The following is a 20,573-nucleotide window of genomic DNA, read 5'->3' as shown; positions in this document are numbered from 1 at the left end:
AAAGGCTACCGTCCACAGTTTTACTTCCGTACAACTGACGTGACCGGTACTATCGAATTGCCAGAAGGCGTTGAGATGGTAATGCCTGGTGACAACATTTCTATGACTGTTACTCTAATCGCGCCAATCGCGATGGACGAAGGTCTACGCTTCGCAATCCGCGAAGGTGGCCGTACAGTAGGTGCGGGTGTTGTTGCTAAAATCGTCGAATAAGATTTGACGACACACTAGCAAAAAGGGCATCATTTGATGCCCTTTTTCTGCGCCAAATTATCGGATTGGACTTTTTTTCGCCTATCTGGCGCAGAAGTAAACGTTTATGGGATAAGAAAGTAGACAGTGAAAACGTGTCAGATTTTTGTTTCTTGTTCTTTTTACCTCGCTGACGCGAGGTTGTCGTCGTCTATGAAATAGATAAGTTACAGGTAGAATGTATGAAAGCGAATGCTGAAACCCCAACCGGGTCAATGGACGCCCTGAAATGGGTAGTAGTCTTTGCCTTACTAGCGACTGCGGTAGTGGGAAATAGCCTGTACGGTGATATGTCTGTTGTGCTACGAGCTGCTGCTGTAATTGTGCTAGTTGCTGCTGCGGGCGGTGTTGCTGCCCTGACTGCAAAAGGTAAAGCTGCAATCACTTTTGCACAAGAATCGCGAATGGAAGTGCGTAAAGTTGTTTGGCCTACACGCCAAGAAACTTTGCAGACCACTCTCATCGTTCTGGCTGTCACTGTCGTCATGGCGCTCATCCTGTGGGGCATCGACGGTATCATGGTCCGTCTGGTCCGCCTATTCACTGGCGTGTGAGGATAAATTCATGAGCGAAGCTCCGAAAAAACGTTGGTATGTAGTTCAAGCTTTTTCCGGTTTTGAAGGCCGTGTATCTAAGTCTTTGAACGAATATATCAAGATCCACGAGATGGAAGATTTCTTTGGCGAAGTACTTGTACCTACCGAAGAAGTTGTAGAAATGCGCGCAGGACAGCGTCGTAAAAGTGAACGTAAGTTTTTCCCAGGTTACGTACTTGTTCAAATGATCATGAATGATGAATCATGGCACTTGGTACGCAGCGTACCACGTGTAATGGGCTTCATTGGTGGTACACCGGATCGCCCAGCGCCGATTTCTGATAAAGAAGCGGACGCGATTTTGAACCGTCTGGAAAAAGCGAGCGAATCCCCAGTGCACAAAACTGTGTACGAAGCGGGTGAAGTTGTTCGCGTTACTGAAGGCCCATTTGCGGACTTCAACGGTGTGGTCGAAGAAGTTGATTACGAGAAGAGCCGCGTGAAGGTTTCTGTCTCGATCTTCGGTCGTGCAACACCAGTAGAGCTAGAGTTCAGCCAAGTAGAAAAAAGCTGATCGTTTTTTGCTCGGAAAGTATTGCGAGGGGCGCGAAATTTGAATACAATTTCGCGCCCTTTTGTTAAACGGGGAGTTTGTTTGTACAAAACAGACGTTAGAACCCAAATTTAGGTATTTAGTAATGGCTAAAAAAGTAGAAGCTTACATCAAGCTGCAAGTTGCAGCTGGTATGGCTAACCCAAGTCCACCAGTTGGTCCAGCTCTAGGTCAACACGGTGTTAACATTATGGAATTCTGTAAAGCGTTCAACGCACGTACAGAATCAATGGAGAAAGGTCTTCCTACTCCAGTTGTTATCACTGTATACGCAGACCGTTCTTTCACTTTCGAAACTAAGACTCCACCTGCTGCAGTTCTTCTTATGAAAGCAGCTGGTATCAAGTCTGGTTCAGGTCGCCCGAACACTGAGAAAGTAGGTACTGTTACCGACGCTCAGGTTCAGGAAATCGCTGAAACTAAAGCGAAAGACATGACGGGTGCTGACATTGAAGCGATGAAACGCTCAATCGCTGGTACTGCTCGTTCAATGGGCCTAGTGGTAGAGGGATAAGACAATGGCAAAATTGACTAAGCGTATGCGCGCTATTCGCGAAGCAGTTGATGGTACTCGTGAGTACGACATCAACGAAGCTGTTGCTCTTCTTAAAGAACTAGCTACTGCTAAATTCGTTGAAAGTGTTGATGTTTCAGTAAACCTGGGCATCGATGCACGTAAATCAGACCAAAACGTTCGTGGCGCAACTGTATTGCCACACGGTACTGGCCGTGACATCCGCGTAGCGGTATTCACTCAAGGTGCGAACGCTGAAGCTGCTAAAGAAGCTGGTGCTGATATCGTTGGTATGGAAGACCTTGCTGACCAAATCAAGAAAGGCGAAATGAACTTCGACGTAGTTATCGCATCTCCAGATGCAATGCGCGTTGTTGGTCAATTGGGTACTATCTTGGGTCCACGCGGTCTAATGCCAAACCCTAAAGTTGGTACTGTAACACCTAACGTTGCTGAAGCTGTTAAGAACGCTAAAGCTGGTCAGGTTCGTTACCGTAACGACAAGAACGGTATCATCCACACCACTATCGGTAAGGTTGATTTCGATACTGACAAACTTAAGGGTAACCTTGAAGCATTGTTGGTAGCTCTGAAGAAAGCGAAGCCTTCTTCAGCGAAAGGTACTTTCATCAAGAAAGTAAGCATCTCGACCACTATGGGTGCGGGTGTTTCGGTTGACCAGAACACTCTGGACGCACAAGCAATCTAATTTGCTTAAAGCGGGGAGTTACTGTACAATTTCCCGCTTTAAAATAATGGCTGATGTCCGCTAGTCGGACTTCGTCCAAGACCGTAGGCGTTTCCATTTTCGGATAGAAACTTAATATGCCCTACGTAGACGGTGCCAGGACATGATAGATAATTTTCTTTCTTGGATCTGCGCCGTAATTACTCTCCTGCTGAGAAGCAGCGAGTGGTGTATATATAATCCAGGAGCAAATCCAAATGGCATTAAATCTTCAAGACAAAAAAGCAATTGTTGCTGAAGTCAACGAAGCTGCCAGTGGTGCCCTGTCTGCAGTTGTAGCTGATTCTCGCGGTGTCGCGGTTGGTGCAATGACTTCTCTACGTAAACAAGCGCGTGAAGCGGGCGTTTACCTGAAAGTTGTTCGTAACACCCTTGCACGTCGTGCGGTTCAAGGTACTAACTATGAGTGTCTACAAGACATTTTTGTTGGTCCTACTCTGATCGGTTTCTCTAACGAGCACCCTGGTGCTGCTGCGCGTCTTTTTAAAGACTTCGCTAAAGAGAATAAAGATTTCGAGATCAAAGCTGCTGCATTCGAAGGCGCTATTACTGACGCTGATGTACTTGCAACACTGCCAACTTACGACGAAGCAATTGCACGCCTAATGATGTGCATGAAAGAAGCGTCTGCTGGCAAGCTGGTACGTACTATCGCAGCTGTTCGCGACCAAAAAGAAGAAGCAGCGGCATAATTTGCCTTGCTTTTAACTGGTTGCTATTTAAACTAATTGTTGACTTTAAAGAGAATTGTTATGTCTATCACTAACGAGCAAATCCTAGACGCAGTTGCAGAAATGTCTGTAATGCAAGTTGTTGAACTAATCGAAGCAATGGAAGAGAAGTTCGGCGTAACTGCAGCTGCTGCAGTTGTAGCTGGCGGCGCTGCTGCTGAAGCTGCTGAAGAGCAAACTGAATTCGACGTAATTCTAACTGCTTGTGGCGCAAACAAAGTTGCTGTAATCAAAGCAGTACGTAGCGCAACTGGTCTTGGCCTGAAAGAAGCTAAAGCTGTAGTTGACGGTGCTCCAGCTCCGTTGAAAGAAGCTGTTTCTAAAGAAGAAGCTGAAGCTCTTAAGAAAGATCTAGAAGAAGCTGGTGCTTCTGTTGAAGTTAAGTAATTTATACTTAATTTCTTAGCCTGTTTAGGCTAACGGCTGGTGGCTAAATAGCCACCGGCCTTTTTGCGCTGTAGGGCAGTAGTGAATTTTTCACCCCGTTTAGTCACTACCGTTCATGCAAAAAAAACATCGGGATAACTCTCTGATGTTCCTACAGTAAACGGCGGTTGTTTAGTTACTGTCCCTCAGTCTGGACAGTTTGGGTCACTTATCAGCGAGCTGAGGAACCCTATGGTTTACTCTTATACCGAGAAAAAGCGTATCCGTAAGGATTTTGGTAAGCGTCCGCAAGTCTTGGACGTACCATACTTACTGTCTATCCAGCTTGATTCTTTCGAAAAATTTATCGAGCAGGATCCAGAAGGGCAATACGGTCTTGAAGCTGCCTTTCGCTCTGTTTTTCCGATTCAGAGCTACAATGGCAATTCCGAGCTGCAATACGTTAGCTATCGTCTCGGTGAGCCAGTTTTTGATGTTAAAGAATGCCAAATTCGTGGCGTAACTTATTCTGCACCGCTTCGCGTGAAACTGCGTCTAGTGATGTTTGACAAAGACGCACCTGCTGGCACCGTAAAAGACATTAAAGAACAAGAAGTCTACATGGGTGAAATTCCACTCATGACCGACAATGGTACCTTCGTAATTAACGGTACTGAGAGGGTTATCGTATCCCAGCTGCATCGTAGCCCGGGCGTCTTCTTCGACAGCGATAAGGGTAAAACCCATTCCTCAGGTAAAGTGCTGTACAACGCACGTATCATTCCTTACCGCGGTTCGTGGTTGGATTTTGAATTCGATCCTAAGGATGCTGTCTACGTACGTATTGACCGTCGTCGTAAGCTTCCTGCGTCGATCATTCTGCGTGCGCTGGAATACACCACCGAGCAAATTCTTGACCTGTTCTTCGACAAAGTAGTGTTCGAAGTACAAGGCAAATCTTTGGTGATGGAACTGGTACCGGATCGTCTACGTGGCGAAACTGCGAGCTTCGATATTGAAGCTAACGGTCAAGTTTACGTGGAAACAGGCCGTCGTATCACTGCGCGCCAAATCCGTCAGCTAGAAAAAGACGGCATCAAACAAATTGATGTTCCTGTTGAATACATCGTGGGCAAAATTGCTGCACGTGACTATATCAACGAGGAAACTGGTGAGATCATTGCTGCTGCTAACCAAGAACTAAGCCTAGAGTCTCTAGCGCTTCTTTCTCAAGCTGGCCACAAGAAGATCGAAACCCTATTCACCAATGATCTAGACCACGGTCCATACATGTCTGATACCTTGCGTATCGATAGTACGACTGACCGTCTGTCTGCATTGGTAGAAATCTACCGCATGATGCGCCCTGGTGAGCCACCAACGCGTGAAGCAGCAGAACAGCTTTTTGAAAGCCTGTTCTTCTCAGAAGATCGTTACGATCTTTCTGCGGTAGGTCGCATGAAGTTCAACAGTTCACTGTGCCGTGAAGAAATGACCGGTTCTGGTGTGCTTAGCCATGACGATATTATCCAGGTAATGCGTAAGCTTATCGATATCCGTAACGGTATCGGTGAAGTGGATGACATTGACCACTTGGGTAACCGTCGTATTCGTTCTGTTGGCGAAATGGCAGAGAACCAATTCCGTGTAGGTCTGGTTCGTGTTGAACGTGCAGTTAAAGAACGTCTAAGCCTTGGCGACCTTGATGCAATCATGCCTCAAGATCTGATCAACGCTAAACCTATCTCTGCGGCAGTGAAAGAGTTCTTTGGCTCTTCTCAGTTGTCACAGTTTATGGACCAAAACAACCCGTTGTCAGAAGTAACGCATAAGCGTCGTATTTCTGCATTGGGCCCAGGCGGTCTGACGCGTGAGCGTGCAGGCTTTGAAGTTCGAGACGTACACGCAACCCACTACGGTCGCCTATGTCCTATCGAAACACCTGAAGGTCCAAACATCGGTTTGATCAACTCGCTTTCTGCGTATGCACGTACTAACCCGTACGGCTTCCTAGAAACGCCTTACCGCAAAGTTGTTGACGGTAAAGTAACGGATCAAATTGATTACCTTTCTGCTATCGAAGAAGGTCAGTTCGTTATTGCACAGGCAAATGCCGTGTTGAATGACGATGGCTCATTCGGTGAAGAACTTATTACTGCTCGCCAGAAAGGCGATTCAGGTCTGCACCCAAGCGATCACGTTCAGTACATGGACGTTGCAACCAACCAGGTTGTATCGGTGGCGGCATCCCTGATCCCGTTCCTAGAGCACGATGATGCTAACCGTGCACTTATGGGTGCGAACATGCAACGTCAGGCAGTTCCAACATTACGTGCTGATAAGCCGTTGGTTGGTACTGGTATTGAACGTGCAGTAGCGGTTGACTCAGGCGTAACTGCTGTTGCTAAGCGCGGCGGTATGGTTCAGTCAGTAGATGCATCTCGTATTGTTATCAAGGTTAACGAAGACGAACTGGTTTCTGGTGAAGCGGGTATCGACATCTATAACCTGACGAAGTACACCCGTTCTAACCAGAACACGTGTATTAACCAGCGTCCAACTGTGATGCCTGGTGAACTATGTGCTCGTGGTGACGTGCTGGCTGATGGTCCTTCAACCGACCTAGGTGAACTTGCACTTGGCCAGAACATGCGTATCGCGTTCATGCCTTGGAACGGTTACAACTTCGAGGACTCCATCCTTGTATCTGAGCGTGTAGTACAGGAAGACCGCCTGACAACTATCCACATTCAAGAGCTTTCTTGTGTGGCACGTGATACTAAACTGGGTAGCGAAGAAATTACTGCCGATATCCCTAACGTGGGTGAAGCGGCGCTGTCTAAGCTTGACGAATCTGGTGTTGTATACATCGGTGCGGAAGTGAAAGGCGGTGACATTCTGGTAGGTAAAGTAACACCTAAAGGTGAGACCCAACTTACGCCAGAAGAAAAACTACTACGTGCAATCTTTGGTGAGAAAGCGTCTGACGTGAAAGACTCTTCTCTACGTGTTCCTAACGGTGTATCTGGTACGGTTATCGACGTACAAGTATTTACCCGTGATGGTGTAGAGAAAGACAAGCGTGCGCTAGAAATCGAAGAAATGCAGCTGAAAGAAGCCAAGAAAGACCTGACAGAAGAGTTCTCTATTCTTGAAGGTGGTTTGGTAGCACGTGTTCGTGGCGTACTGGGTCATGCCGGTTATAGCCAAGAAAAACTGGCGAATATGGATCGTCAGAGCATGCTAACGCAAACCCTTGACGACGAAGCGCTGCAAACTCAGCTAGAACAACTGGCTGAGCAGTACGACGAATTGAAAGCTGACTTCGATAAGAAGTTCGACACCAAGCGCCGTAAGATCACTCAAGGTGATGACTTGGCACCGGGCGTCCTTAAGATTGTTAAGGTTTACCTGGCTGTTAAACGTCGTATCCAACCTGGTGATAAGATGGCAGGTCGTCACGGTAACAAGGGTGTTATCTCTAAGATCAACCCTGTTGAAGATATGCCGTACGACGAAACTGGTGAGCCAGTAGACATCGTTCTAAACCCACTGGGTGTACCGTCTCGTATGAACATCGGTCAGATCCTTGAAACCCACCTTGGCCTAGCGGCGAAAGGTATCGGTAACAAGATCAACAAGATGCTTAAAGAGCAGCAAGAATTGGCGAAATTCCGTGAATTCCTGCAAAAGGTTTACAGCCTGGGTGATACACGTCAGCAAGTCGATATCAGTACTCTGTCTGATGACGAAGTGCGTACACTGATCCAAAACTTGCGTGCTGGTCTTCCGATCGCAACGCCAGTATTTGATGGTGCGCCAGAGTCTTCAATTAAAGAGCTTCTGAAACTGGGTGATCTACCAGAATCTGGCCAGCTGAACTTGTTCGATGGTCGTACTGGTGAGAAGTTTGAGCGTCCTGTAACTGTCGGTTACATGTACATGCTGAAACTGAACCACTTGGTTGATGACAAGATGCACGCCCGTTCTACCGGTTCTTACAGCCTTGTTACTCAGCAGCCGCTGGGTGGTAAAGCTCAGTTCGGTGGCCAGCGTTTCGGTGAGATGGAAGTGTGGGCGCTAGAAGCATACGGCGCAGCATACACCCTTCAAGAAATGCTGACTGTTAAGTCGGATGACGTGAATGGTCGTACGAAGATGTATAAGAACATCGTCGACGGCGATCACCGCATGGAGCCGGGTATGCCGGAATCTTTCAACGTATTGCTGAAAGAAATCCGCTCGTTGGGTATCAACATCGAGCTGGAAGACGAATAAGCCAAGGCTTGAACGTTAATTCCGGTATCAATATGAAGGCGCTGCCTGCCAGCGCCTTTATGGGTCAACTCCTCACAGGAGCCAAATGTGAAAGACTTACTTAAGTTTCTGAAAGCACAGCATAAGACCGAAGAATTTGATGCGATCAAAATCGGTCTAGCTTCTCCAGACATGATCCGTTCATGGTCTTTTGGTGAAGTTAAAAAGCCAGAAACAATTAACTACCGTACCTTTAAGCCTGAGCGTGACGGTCTATTCTGTGCACGTATCTTTGGCCCAGTAAAAGACTACGAATGTCTTTGCGGTAAATACAAGCGCCTTAAGCACCGTGGTGTGATCTGTGAAAAATGTGGTGTTGAAGTTACTCAGACTAAAGTACGCCGTGAGCGTATGGGTCACATTGAGCTTGCTTCACCTGTTGCCCACATCTGGTTCCTAAAATCACTACCATCTCGTATCGGTTTGCTGATGGACATGCCTTTGCGTGACATCGAGCGTGTTCTGTACTTCGAATCATATGTAGTGATCGAACCAGGCATGACCGATCTTGAGCGTAGCCAAATGCTGTCAGAAGAACAGTATCTTGACGCGCTTGAGCAATGGGGTGACGAATTCGATGCTCGTATGGGTGCTGAAGCAGTTAAAGCATTGCTGGCCAATATGGACCTGCAAGCTGAAACTGAACTTATGCGCGAAGAGTTGGAAGAAACTAACTCTGAGACCAAGCGTAAGAAAATCACCAAGCGTTTGAAGCTTGTTGAAGCATTCCTGCAGTCTGGAAACAACCCTGAGTGGATGATCCTGACTGTACTTCCAGTTCTGCCACCGGATCTTCGTCCTCTGGTACCACTGGATGGCGGTCGTTTCGCAACGTCAGATCTTAACGATCTGTACCGTCGTGTAATCAACCGTAACAACCGTCTGAAACGCCTACTGGATCTGGCTGCACCTGATATCATCGTACGTAACGAAAAGCGTATGCTGCAAGAGTCAGTTGATGCCCTGCTAGACAACGGTCGTCGTGGTCGTGCCATTACTGGTTCGAACAAGCGTCCGCTTAAGTCTCTGGCTGACATGATCAAAGGTAAGCAAGGTCGTTTCCGTCAGAACTTGCTTGGTAAGCGTGTAGACTACTCTGGTCGTTCGGTAATCACCGTAGGTCCATACCTTCGTCTACACCAGTGTGGTCTTCCTAAGAAGATGGCACTTGAGCTATTCAAACCATTCATCTACGGCAAGCTAGAAGCTCGTGGTCTTGCGACTACGATCAAAGCTGCTAAGAAAATGGTTGAGCGTGAAGAAGCTGTTGTTTGGGATATCTTGGATGAAGTTATCCGTGAACACCCAGTACTGCTAAACCGTGCACCAACACTTCACCGTTTGGGTATCCAAGCGTTCGAACCTGTGTTGATCGAAGGTAAAGCAATTCAACTGCACCCACTCGTTTGTGCGGCATACAACGCCGACTTCGATGGTGACCAGATGGCGGTACACGTACCGTTGACGCTGGAAGCGCAGCTTGAAGCACGTGCTCTGATGATGTCGACCAACAACATCCTGTCTCCTGCGTCCGGTGATCCTATCATCGTACCTTCTCAGGACGTTGTATTGGGTCTGTACTACATGACCCGCGAAAGAATTAATGCAAAAGGTGAAGGCCTTTACCTATCTGGCCCTGCGGAAGCTGAAAAAGCTTACCGTACTGGTAACGCTGAACTGCACGCTCGCGTAAAAGTACGCTTGAAAGAAGTGCTGTTTGACGAGATGGGTAACCGTTCTGAATCTGTAGAGCTGCGTGACACCACCGTTGGTCGTGCAATGCTATGGCAAATCGTGCCTGAAGGCATGCCATACGAGATTGTTAACCAAGCGCTGGGCAAAAAGCAGATCTCTAACTTGCTGAACACTTGTTACCGTAAACTGGGCTTGAAAGACACCGTAGTCTTCGCTGACCAAATTATGTACACCGGTTTCGCATACGCGGCACTGTCTGGTGTATCTGTTGGTATCGACGACATGGTTATCCCACAGGCGAAATACGACCTAATCGAAGCAGCTGAAGCTGAAGTTGCAGAGATTCAGGAACAGTTCCAGTCAGGTCTGGTTACAGCGGGCGAACGTTACAACAAAGTTATCGATATCTGGGCTGCAGCCAACGAACAAGTTGCTAAAGCGATGATGGATAACTTGTCGCATGACACTGTTATCAACCGTGATGGCGAGCAAGAAGAGCAGAAATCGTTTAACAGCGTTTACATGATGGCCGATTCTGGTGCTCGTGGTTCTGCTGCTCAGATTCGTCAGTTGGCGGGTATGCGTGGTCTGATGGCTAAGCCGGATGGCTCAATCATCGAAACGCCAATCACCGCGAACTTCCGTGAAGGTCTGAACGTACTTCAGTACTTTATCTCGACGCACGGTGCTCGTAAGGGTCTAGCGGATACAGCACTTAAGACTGCGAACTCAGGTTACCTGACTCGTCGTCTAGTAGATGTTGCACAAGACGTTGTAGTCACTGAAACCGATTGTGGTACCAGCGAAGGTATCCACATGATGGCAGTTATCGAAGGCGGCGACGTTAAAGAAGCACTGCGTGAGCGTGTTCTTGGTCGTGTTGTTGCTGAAGACGTCATGAAGCCTGGTACAGAAGAAGTTCTTGCACCTCGTAACACCCTTCTTGATGAGAAGTGGTGTGAGATTCTAGAACAGAACTCTGTTGACCAAATTAAAGTGCGCTCTGTAGTAAGCTGTCAGACTGACTTTGGTTGTTGTGCAAACTGTTACGGTCGTGATTTGGCACGTGGTCACATTGTGAACCATGGTGAAGCAGTGGGTGTTATCGCTGCTCAGTCAATCGGTGAGCCGGGTACACAGCTGACGATGCGTACGTTCCACATCGGTGGTGCGGCATCTCGTGCGGCAGCAGAAAACAGCATTCAAGTGAAGAACAACGGTTCGTTGCACCTGCACAATGCGAAGTTCGTAACGAACAACGCAGGCAAGCTGGTTATCACGTCTCGTGCTTCTGAACTGACTATCGTTGATGAGTTTGGTCGTACTAAGGAAAGCTACAAGCTTCCTTACGGTACTATCCTGGCGAAGAAAGACGGCGACGCAGTGGCTATCGGTGAAACCGTAGCAAACTGGGACCCGCACACAATGCCAATCATCACCGAAGTAGAAGGTCGCATTGAATTCGCAGACATGGTGGACGGTGTTACCGTTCAGCGTCAAACGGATGAACTGACGGGTCTATCTTCAATGGTTATCCTAGACGCGGCTGAGCGTACTTCTGCAGGTAAAGACATGCGTCCTACCGTGAAGTTGCTTGATGCATCTGGTAACGCTGTGATGATCCCTGGTACTGACATGCCAGCACAATACTTCCTACCTGGTAAAGCAATTGTCCAGTTGGAAGATGGTGCAACCGTTGGTATCGGTGAAGTGCTATCTCGTATCCCGCAAGCTGCAAGTGGTACGAAAGATATCACCGGTGGTCTACCACGCGTAGCAGACCTGTTCGAAGCACGTAAGCCGAAAGAGCCTGCGATTCTTGCTGAGATCACAGGTGCTGTATCCTTCGGTAAAGAAACCAAAGGTAAGCGTCGTTTGATCATCACTCCAACTGATGGCAGTCCATACGAAGAAATGATTCCTAAGTGGCGTCAGTTGAACGTATTCGAAGGCGAGAAAGTTGAGAAAGGTGACGTAATCGCCGATGGTCCTGAGTCTCCACACGATATTCTGCGTCTACGTGGCGTACGTGCGGTAACTGAGTACATCACTAACGAAGTGCAAGACGTTTACCGTCTGCAAGGCGTTAAGATTAACGATAAGCACATCGAAACGATCGTTCGTCAGATGCTACGCAAGGTAACTATCTCGAAATCTGGTGACTCTGAGTTCCTAGAAGGCGAGCAAGTAGAATTCTCTCGCGTAACGATTGCGAACCGTAAGCTTGAAGACGAAGGCAAGCAGATTGCTACCTTTGAACGTGATTTGCTTGGTATTACTAAAGCATCTCTAGCAACTGAGTCATTTATCTCAGCGGCATCGTTCCAAGAGACGACTCGCGTTCTAACCGAAGCTGCGGTTTCTGGTAAGCGTGATGAGCTACGTGGTCTGAAAGAGAACGTTATCGTGGGTCGTTTGATCCCAGCGGGTACCGGTTTCGCATACCACAAAACACGTCAAGTTAAGCGTGTTGTAGCTGAAGAGCCTGTTGCACCTCAGATCGATGCTGAACAAGCATCACACGATCTGGCTGCATTGCTTAATGCTGGTCTAAGCGACGATTAATTAACGATACTTCGTTGATTTAAATGAAAGGCATCCTTCGGGGTGCCTTTTTTGTTTGTCTCGATGACGACTAAAACCATGAATCTGGTTTTCTTTTTATAGGGGCTATTAGGAGAAGAGTGAACAAGGTGGCAGAGAGTGCTTTCGTTGGCGGTGCTTTGAAAAGTAGTGCGAAATTAGCTGGCGTTGTTTGTTCGCAGCCGTTAGCCTCATCTTGAGAAGTGAGAAGTGAGAAGTGAGAAGTGAGAAGTGAGAAGCGAGAAAAACCCCGGTCGATACGTGGATCAACCGGAATCTAGAAGAATGTGCAATTTAATTATGCGCCTGGTGGTATCGCCAGACTGTCTGCGATGAGCTGAATGAGCATGTCTTCTTGCTCGAATCGCATTTCCATAATTTCACCCACGACAGAGATGTCGCTGTCGAAACCCGCAAAGTTGTCTTCATCGAGTACGAAGCTGCTGTACTTGTCGTTGAAGTTCAACAGTGGCTCTGTGGTTTCTACAATGCGCGCATACAGGGTGTCGATCTCCGCATTGGATGAAAAGCCTGTTGATTTCCAGCGTTCCATCACCATGTCATAGATCTTGAAATGCCCTGCAGAGATGTAATCCACCAAGGCACCACAGAATTGATTCAATTTCTCTTCTGTCGGTAAACATGTCTTACTGCCGCCTGACAATCCAGCCATCTTGGAATATTCAACAAGTAGCTCTTGTCTAAGGGTCAACCAGTAGTCGATTACGTCACTGTAACCGCCCCACTGTTGCTGTGCTTTTTCGAGTTTATTTAGCATGACCACGTTCCTCATGATCAGCGCTGCTGCGCGCCTATCGGATTAGAGCCATATCTTTCAGGCCATCAATTTACTAACATTTGGTTATTGAAAATTAGAGTGCCAGTAATCGTCACGCTTATCAAGGATCGAAGTATTGTTATGTCTAATCAGAATGATGTTGTGTATTTATGTTGTGTAACAGGAGGGAAGTTGTGGCAGCCTGATCACAGCTTGCCATTGATCTCAAAAAGAAAAATTGAAGAATTAGGACTTACAAGCTACGAGATCGGACGCTATAAAAGCCACGATGTACATGTTGTTTTTGGTGCTGATGTCTTTGATTCAAAAGACTATGAGACGTTACGCGCATTATTGAATATGCCAGAGGGATTGTTTGCCTTAGCGGGCAAAGCGGTTCAGCTTGAATACATGCAACAATCCCAACGCTTCTGTGCATTATGTGGCAATGAGAGCCACTTCGATGCGAGTCACCCTGCGATGGTATGCCGTTCGTGTCATACCGTGCATTATCCGAGGGTGTCGCCTTGCATCATAGTCGCAGTGACACGAGGCCAAGAAATCTTACTCGCACATCATCCTAGGCACAAAGATGGCATGTACACAGTACTTGCAGGTTTTGTTGAGGCGGGGGAAACCCTAGAGCAGTGCGTGGCACGTGAAGTGGAAGAGGAAACGGGAATAAAAGTTAAAAATATCCGTTACTTTGATAGCCAGCCTTGGGCTTTTCCTTCCAATTTAATGATGGGCTTTCTCGCCGAATATGAGAGTGGTGAGATTAACCCTGATTACGAAGAGTTGACGGATGCGCAGTGGTTCTTACCCGATGCGCTTCCGCTGGTGGCGCCAAAAGGCACCATTGCGAGACGATTGATTGAAGCGGTATGTCCTAGCGCTTAAATATGAAGGGAAGGCTGCTGGCAGCCTTCCCTTCATTGGTTGCGGCGAACAGCTATTGTGTGTGCGCTAAAATTGCTGCGTTGACCGCTGACGCCGCCTCCATTTGAACCATATGGCCGGCTGCACGCAAGACGTGAATGTTTGCCTTGGTCAGAGACGCAGCATGTTGACTCGGGATAACAAGATCTTGCTCTCCCCAGAGCGTTAAAATAGGGAGAGAGAGTTGATCAAGCTGTTCTGAGATGACAGAGCGTTGTTGCGTCTCCTTGAATAGGTTAGCCGATAGCGTGTCGAGCAGATGATGGATGCCATCTAACCGCTTGTACTTGAGGACATCATCAACCAGATTTCGTGTGACTAAGGCAGGGTCTGCAAATAAAAGCTGCAAAATCGGCTTCAGTTCTCGTCTATTTTGGGCGCTGACGAACCCATGAATGTAATGAGTGTTGATGTCTGTGCCCAATCCGGCACTTGCGATAAGGCTTAATGAATGGGCGATATCTGGGTGAGTGAGTGCCAAGTGACCACAGATAAGTCCTCCCATCGAATGCCCCACTAAGTGCGCTTTATGAATATCGTTGGCAGTCATCACATCCACAACTGATTGGCTGAGTAGCTCGATCGTCAGAGCCTCCGTCGAGGCTGTTGATTGGCCATGACCAGGCAGATCAAGCACGAGTACGGGGCCTTTTTCATTTAGCGTGTCTATGTTGAATAGCCAATTATCTAAATCGCCCCCAAAACCATGGATGAGAACAAAGGGCTTACCTTCGCCTTGTCGATAGCTGTATCGAATCTTGCCGGCATTCGTGTCCAAATATTGATAGGCAGTTTGCTTCTCGTCATCGTTGCCTTCATCCGTAGCGGGTTCTTGATAGCTGGCAATAAAGGAAGCGATGTCTTGGTCAGAAACATCATCGGGCGCGAGCACACCGAGTAAGGCTTGAACGCCATAAACGTCACCTTCTTGGCCGATACATCGGCGAAGAAGCCCAGCGTCTGGGGCTTCAACCTCGCTGGCAATCTTGTCGGTCTCGACATCCATGATAATTTGGCCCACCTCAATGGTATCGCCTTCTTTGACGTGCCATTCAGTGAGGGTTCCCTCTTTCATGGACAGTCCCCATTTGGGCATGACGACCGGAATTATTCTCTCATTCATGCATGTGCTCCTGCGACCGAATTAACCGCGTCGACAATGGCATCAACAGAGGGAATAAATGCGTCTTCAAGCGTTGGCGAAAAAGGAACAGGGGTATGCGGTGCGGTGACCATGCGAATAGGTGCGCGTAAGTGTTCAAATGCGGCATCTGCCACTTGGGCGGAAATATCGGCTGCGATTGAACAGCGAGGGTGTGCCTCATCGATGCAGATTAAGCGGCCTGTATTCTCGACGCTCTCTAGGACAGTATCTAAATCGAGTGGAGACAGCGTGCGAAGATCGATCACTTCACATTGAATGCCTTGTTTCGCGAGTTGGTTTGCCGCATCAAGTGCACGATGAACCATTTGACCATAGCTGACCAAGGTTACGTCTTTCCCTTCTCGAACAACGCTCGCCTCACCGAATGGAATGGCATAGGAAGATTCAGGCACTTCCGCCTCAGTGCCATAGAGGTTTTTATGTTCAAGGAAAATAACCGGGTCATTGTCTCGAATCGCTTGTATGAGTAACCCTTTGGTGTCGTAGGCATTGGATGGGCAAACCACTTTCAAGCCGGGAATATGAGTAAAAAGAGGGGTCAGCATTTGGCTGTGTTGTGCCGCTGCTCGAAAACCTGCGCCACACATGGCGCGGATCACGACGGGCGTTTCTGCTTTCCCGCCAAACATATACCGGAACTTGGCGGCTTGATTAAATATCTGATCAAAACAAACGCCCATGAAATCGATAAACATGAGCTCCGCAATGGGTCTAAGCCCGCAAGCGGCGGCACCGACGGCGGCACCCACATAGGCACTCTCTGACAGTGGGGTATCAATCAATTGATTGGGATGTTTCGCATACAGCCCCTTTGTGACGCCAAGTACACCGCCCCAAGCATCATCTTCCCCTGCAGCACCCGTGCCACCGACGATGTCTTCTCCCATCATAAAGACGGTTGGATTGCGACTCATTTCCTGATCGATGGCTTCATTGATGGCATCTTTCATTGATAGTTTTCTGGCCATAACGTGTTCCTCCTTGAATTAATATGTGATGTAAACATCAGCCAGCAAGGCTGACTTATCAGGTGTTGGGGCGGCGATGGCGGCCTGAACCGCATCGTCGATGAGGGCTTTAACATCGAGATCAATCTGGTCAAACTCATGTGTGGAAATAAGGCCGCTTTCTTCAACGCGCTGACGAAGTAGCTTTAAGCAATCTCGTTGATCTCGAATGTTCTCGATCTCGCCTTCTGCGCGGTAAGTTTGCGCATCGCCCTCAAAATGGCCGAAAAAGCGCACCATTTTGCATTCCAACAAAGAAGGGCCTCCGCCATTCCGCGCCCGTTTGATCACTTCACCGGCCGCTTCGTACACCGCAAAGAAATCGGTGCCGTCGACCGTGATGCCGGGCAACCCAAAGCCAGTAGCGCGATCCACGTAGGAATCGCAAGACACCGCCCACTCCGCTGCCGTGGACTCGGCATATCCATTGTTCTCGACCACAAAAATGACGGGGAGCTCCCACACAGCAGCAAGGTTTAAACTTTCTAAAAATGTGCCTTGGTTTGATGCGCCATCACCTGTAAAGCTGATTCCTACGCCAGAGTGCCCGAGCTGTTTCGCGGCTAAGGCTGCGCCGCACACCAAGGGGGAGCCCGCGCCCAAAATGCCGTTAGCGCCCATCATGCCTTTTGATAAATCAGCGATATGCATCGAACCACCTTTACCGCAGCAAGCGCCCGTTTGCTTGCCATAGATTTCCGCCATCATGGCGTGAACATCCACCCCTTTTGCGATGCAATGGCCGTGACCTCGATGGGTTGATGCAATACGGTCATTGTCATTGAGGTGCATCATGATGCCGACTGCCGTCGCTTCTTCACCGGCGTAAAGGTGCACGAAACCGGGAATGTCACCGCGCGCAAAATCAATGTGCAAACGTTCTTCAAAATCCCGAATGGTTTTCATCATTCGATAGGCATCGAGCAGTTGCTCGCGAGAAAGTGGAAAGGGATTGTCACTCATGGTGTTCTCCTTGTGAGGATGGCGCAGGCATCCGCCTGCGTGATTGAATAAACAGGCGATGTTGTGCCGCGAATGCCATGCAACGCTCGACATTGATCGTGTTGAAGGCATTGAGGCGCAACGTAATGCAGACGTTGTCAGAGGCGGAAAATGGCAATTCACGCTCACCATCTAGTGCAAGTGAGCCGCTTGTCGTTGCGGGTGTTATTCGCGTGTTGGGTTGAATGACAGAAGAAGATTGAATGGGTAATTCTGCCAACAAGCCAGGCGCCAAGGGGGCTGAAAGATATTGAGAGGTGGATGACGAACCATGGCCATCAAAAAGAACGTGTAATCCAACTGGGTCATCGCGACTTATCGGGTTCAACAACCCTGCAATAGAAGACAACCCGATACCGTCAGTGCGACCAAATGTGACGAACAGTTCACGCAAACTTTCGGCTTTCCACACAGCCAACGCCCCCGTGAATTGTTCGCGCACAATCGACACGTCGACAAGTGCGATATCGCGTTGATCATTGACGCGAACGTCTAAGCATTTATTGCTTCGAAAGGCCTCAGAGGACGGCACTTTTCCACGGATGGCCATTCCGGTTGCCAGCCCCGTGATAGTGGGTTCTAGTAGGGGAGGGAACGCATTGTTTGTGCCGCTGGAAACACCTGCGATTGGAATGTTTCCACATTCTCTCACCACCAAGCGATGTGTGCCGTCTCCCCCTAGCACGATGATGGCTGCCACGTTTTGGTCTTTCATCAATTGCGTGGCATGCACCGTGTCTTGTGCGGTGCCAGTGACCGGCATATCAAGCCAAGAGAAAGCGGGGAAACGTGCTTCGTCAGCCTGCTTGGCTTGTCTCAATCCACGCTGAATGTGAATACCGAGGCCCGCCCGCTCAGGCATCATGACCACGTTATTGATGCCTGTATGAGCAAGGCCCGCCAGAATGCGCAGCACCATATTGGCGCGATCGGTGATGTGTAAATTGGCGGCATGCGCAATGATTCGGCGGATATCGCGCGCTGAAACTGGGTTCGCAATAATGCCAACAGTGATGGCGCTCATCACAACGTCCTTTTAAAACATGATCCTTGAATGTCATAAACCAAGAAGCATGCCATTGTGCCTAAACCTTATTTAGTTGATGTATTTCATGTTGTTAGTGCTGTTTTTGGCTGGTGGGTGCTGTGGTTGAAGTGTGGCAACTGCAACAGGTGTGGCATGGCGAGTGGAAAAGCGTCGCGAAAGAGTTATCGCTGTCTCGGCGTCGCGAGTGGGATAAATGGATCGTGTTTATCGTTGTGGAAGAGGCGCCTAAACCTTGAGGGCGGTTCATACTTCAAGAAGTGAAAGGAGTCGTCCCATGGCAGTTGTAAATCGGGTCAGTGATCATATTCAGGAAGTTCAGCGTGTCGCGGAAGGCATCGCCAGTGAGAGAGATGCCGAGATTGCACAGTCATGGCAGCGGTGTGTGTCAGACTATCAGTTAGACCCTTTGGTGTTGCAAGAAGCGTATATTGTTCCTCACTCTGAATTAAAAGAGCATCAAGAACGGCTGGATAAGTTGTTAAACACGGCACGTTATGGGCTGAATACACTGTATCGGCAAATTGCCCAACATGGCTATGTCATCTTGTTGACGGATGCTGATGGCGTCACGGTTGATTTTCAAGGTGATCGCGCCACCACCTGGGAGCTTCGAAAATCAGGTTTGTTTCTTGGTGCAGAATGGTCAGAAGCGCGGGCGGGGACGTGTGGTGTCGGATCGTGTATCTACACGGGAGAAGCGATCACGGTACATCAAACCGATCATTTCGATGCCACGCACGCACCACTGTCTTGTACTGCGGCACCTATCTATGATGTTGATGGTTCACTTGCCGCTGTTCTCGACATTTCTGCTTTGCAAAGCCCTGAACCTAAATCAGGCCAAGCCCTTGCACTTAGTTTGGTGCAATCTTGTACTCGACGCATTGAAATGGCCGCACTCATGAATACGTTTCGCCGAGATTGGATCGTAAGACTGAGCCAATCTCCCGCCTTTCTTGATGTTGATCCCGAGTGTGCGATAGCGGTAAACAGCAGTGGAGAAATCATCGGAATGACACACAGTGCGCAACGCCTTTTGGCGCATATTCATCACACCGATTGGCGAAATCCGAGTGTCTTACTGGGGTCGCTATTGTCAGAATACTTTCATCTCCATATTAATGAATTACCGACGTTGAGCAGAGCGCTGCCCACGGAAGAGCGTTTGATCAGCACACGATCGGGGGAGCTTTGGTTTGCACATGCGCTTGCGCCGCAGCAACTTCCATTGGGGAGGAGAAAGAGACGCGTAAGCAGCGAAGCATTTGCCTGCTTGTACCAAGGGGATAGGGCGATGGAAAGATTGGCTCAACAAGCATCGCAACTTTCTCTGTCATCGTTGCCACTGCTACTTACGGGGGAAACGGGCAGTGGTAAGGAGTACCTCGCGAGGGCGATTCACCAAAGTAGCCCTCAAAAGAATGGGACGTTTGTCGCCATCAATTGCGCGGCGATTCCCGAATCACTGATTGAAAGTGAGCTGTTTGGGTATGCAGATGGCGCGTTTACCGGTGCAAGAGGAAAAGGGAAAAAAGGGCTGATCGAACAAGCGGACGGAGGCACACTGTTTCTGGATGAAATTGGCGATATGCCGTTGAGTTTGCAAGCTCGCTTGCTGAGAGTGCTAGCGGAAAGTGAAGTGCTTCCAGTGGGGGCAACGAAAGCCATTCCTGTTTCACTGAGGGTGTTGGCTGCAACCCATCAAGACCTTTCGCTGGGTGTACAAAACGGTCGTTTTCGGGAAGACCTTTTCTATCGCATCAGTGGTGCACGGCTTGCCATTCCACCTCTAAGAGCGCGTAAAGACATTGTCTGGCTCGCCACTAAGCTTGTTGAAAAATCCGCGTCGAAACCCATGGTGCTGAGTGCGTCGGTTCAACACTTATTTAATACCTATTCGTGGCCAGGGAATATTCGAGAACTCGACAACACAATACGTTTTGCGCTGGCATTCTGTTTGGGGAGTGAAATACTGCCGGAACATTTACCGGAAGATATTCAAGGTTGGCTCACAAGGGGGAGCGTAGCGGAAAATCGCTGCGACTCTGCCTGTGTTGCTGACGATATATTGTCGACATTGGAAACGTGTCATTGGAACATTTCTGAAACGGCGCGAGTGTTAGGGGTTGATCGCTCTACCGTTCATCGTCGGATCAAGAAAGCCGGGTTGTCTCGACACTATCGGCCTTCTTAAATGGAGCATGCAGCTATCCTCAGCAGACGATATGGTGAGGTTTTACCTCTATTAAGTACGTTGATGTCCTGTTTTGAAAAAGGTC

The 20,573-nt window shown here is 48.6% G+C and carries 17 protein-coding genes; 12 read left to right on the top strand and 5 right to left on the bottom strand.

What is annotated here, in order from left to right:
• The 9 genes from BCT27_RS12675 to rpoC all read left to right on the top strand — a co-directional run.
• A partial coding sequence (locus tag BCT27_RS12675; RefSeq protein ID WP_479684316.1) for an EF-Tu C-terminal domain-related protein occupies positions 1-213 on the top strand: 213 nt, incomplete at its 5' end.
• A gap of 221 nt (positions 214-434) precedes the next feature.
• Positions 435-806, top strand: coding sequence for a preprotein translocase subunit SecE (gene secE, locus BCT27_RS12670; RefSeq protein ID WP_017007910.1), 372 nt, complete (start codon positions 435-437; stop codon positions 804-806).
• Between the two features lie 10 nt (positions 807-816).
• Positions 817-1,362, top strand: coding sequence for a transcription termination/antitermination protein NusG (gene nusG, locus BCT27_RS12665; protein ID WP_017007909.1), 546 nt, complete (start codon positions 817-819; stop codon positions 1,360-1,362).
• 124 nt (positions 1,363-1,486) lie between these two features.
• Positions 1,487-1,915, top strand: coding sequence for a 50S ribosomal protein L11 (gene rplK, locus BCT27_RS12660; RefSeq protein ID WP_017007908.1), 429 nt, complete (start codon positions 1,487-1,489; stop codon positions 1,913-1,915).
• A 4-nt stretch (positions 1,916-1,919) separates the two neighbouring features.
• The gene (gene rplA, locus BCT27_RS12655; RefSeq protein ID WP_017014453.1) at positions 1,920-2,624 is read left to right on the top strand and encodes a 50S ribosomal protein L1; all 705 of its coding nucleotides are present in this window, start codon (positions 1,920-1,922) and stop codon (positions 2,622-2,624) included.
• A gap of 236 nt (positions 2,625-2,860) precedes the next feature.
• Positions 2,861-3,355 carry a 50S ribosomal protein L10 gene (rplJ, locus tag BCT27_RS12650; RefSeq protein ID WP_102260497.1) on the top strand — a complete coding sequence of 165 codons (495 nt, stop codon included), beginning with the start codon at positions 2,861-2,863 and terminating at the stop codon, positions 3,353-3,355.
• 60 nt (positions 3,356-3,415) lie between these two features.
• Positions 3,416-3,781 (top strand): 50S ribosomal protein L7/L12, encoded by a 366-nt coding sequence (rplL, locus tag BCT27_RS12645; protein WP_102318975.1) that lies wholly within the window; start codon positions 3,416-3,418, stop codon positions 3,779-3,781.
• 231 nt (positions 3,782-4,012) lie between these two features.
• Positions 4,013-8,038, top strand: a complete 4,026-nt coding sequence (gene rpoB / locus BCT27_RS12640) for a DNA-directed RNA polymerase subunit beta (protein ID WP_102260496.1) — start codon at positions 4,013-4,015, stop codon at positions 8,036-8,038.
• A gap of 87 nt (positions 8,039-8,125) precedes the next feature.
• Positions 8,126-12,337: a DNA-directed RNA polymerase subunit beta' gene (rpoC, locus tag BCT27_RS12635; RefSeq protein WP_102318976.1), complete on the top strand. Its 4,212-nt coding sequence runs from the start codon at positions 8,126-8,128 to the stop codon at positions 12,335-12,337.
• Between the two features lie 316 nt (positions 12,338-12,653).
• Here rpoC and BCT27_RS12630 read toward each other — a convergent pair whose 3' ends face one another.
• Positions 12,654-13,133, bottom strand: a complete 480-nt coding sequence (locus BCT27_RS12630; protein WP_017016944.1) for an Rsd/AlgQ family anti-sigma factor — start codon at positions 13,131-13,133, stop codon at positions 12,654-12,656.
• Between the two features lie 141 nt (positions 13,134-13,274).
• Between BCT27_RS12630 and nudC the strand changes: the two genes are divergently transcribed.
• Positions 13,275-14,033, top strand: coding sequence for an NAD(+) diphosphatase (gene nudC, locus BCT27_RS12625; protein ID WP_102318977.1), 759 nt, complete (start codon positions 13,275-13,277; stop codon positions 14,031-14,033).
• A gap of 52 nt (positions 14,034-14,085) precedes the next feature.
• Here the strand turns inward: nudC and BCT27_RS12620 are convergent, their stop codons facing one another.
• The 4 genes from BCT27_RS12620 to BCT27_RS12605 are packed head-to-tail and all read right to left on the bottom strand — an operon-like array spanning position 14,086 to position 18,270.
• Positions 14,086-15,195 (bottom strand): acetoin dehydrogenase dihydrolipoyllysine-residue acetyltransferase subunit, encoded by a 1,110-nt coding sequence (locus BCT27_RS12620; RefSeq protein WP_102395958.1) that lies wholly within the window; start codon positions 15,193-15,195, stop codon positions 14,086-14,088.
• Positions 15,192-16,205 carry an alpha-ketoacid dehydrogenase subunit beta gene (locus BCT27_RS12615; protein ID WP_102395957.1) on the bottom strand — a complete coding sequence of 338 codons (1,014 nt, stop codon included), beginning with the start codon at positions 16,203-16,205 and terminating at the stop codon, positions 15,192-15,194. The genes BCT27_RS12620 and BCT27_RS12615 overlap by 4 nt, the downstream gene beginning before the upstream one ends.
• An 18-nt stretch (positions 16,206-16,223) precedes the next feature.
• Positions 16,224-17,207 carry a thiamine pyrophosphate-dependent dehydrogenase E1 component subunit alpha gene (locus BCT27_RS12610; protein WP_017014461.1) on the bottom strand — a complete coding sequence of 328 codons (984 nt, stop codon included), beginning with the start codon at positions 17,205-17,207 and terminating at the stop codon, positions 16,224-16,226.
• Positions 17,200-18,270 carry an ATP-NAD kinase family protein gene (locus tag BCT27_RS12605; RefSeq protein WP_102395956.1) on the bottom strand — a complete coding sequence of 357 codons (1,071 nt, stop codon included), beginning with the start codon at positions 18,268-18,270 and terminating at the stop codon, positions 17,200-17,202. The genes BCT27_RS12610 and BCT27_RS12605 overlap by 8 nt, the downstream gene beginning before the upstream one ends.
• A 122-nt stretch (positions 18,271-18,392) precedes the next feature.
• Between BCT27_RS12605 and BCT27_RS25480 the strand changes: the two genes are divergently transcribed.
• Both BCT27_RS25480 and BCT27_RS12600 read left to right on the top strand, forming a co-directional pair.
• Positions 18,393-18,530, top strand: coding sequence for a hypothetical protein (locus BCT27_RS25480; RefSeq protein WP_017016949.1), 138 nt, complete (start codon positions 18,393-18,395; stop codon positions 18,528-18,530).
• 38 nt (positions 18,531-18,568) lie between these two features.
• Positions 18,569-20,488 (top strand): sigma-54-dependent Fis family transcriptional regulator, encoded by a 1,920-nt coding sequence (locus BCT27_RS12600; RefSeq protein WP_102390110.1) that lies wholly within the window; start codon positions 18,569-18,571, stop codon positions 20,486-20,488.
• The last annotated feature ends 85 nt before the right edge of the window (positions 20,489-20,573 follow it).

Origin of the sequence: Enterovibrio norvegicus (assembly GCF_002876705.1) — a bacterium.
GTDB lineage: Bacteria > Pseudomonadota > Gammaproteobacteria > Enterobacterales > Vibrionaceae > Enterovibrio > Enterovibrio norvegicus_B.
Note: the sequence above shows the minus strand (reverse complement) of the source record. Positions and strands in the feature narration are given on the sequence as shown.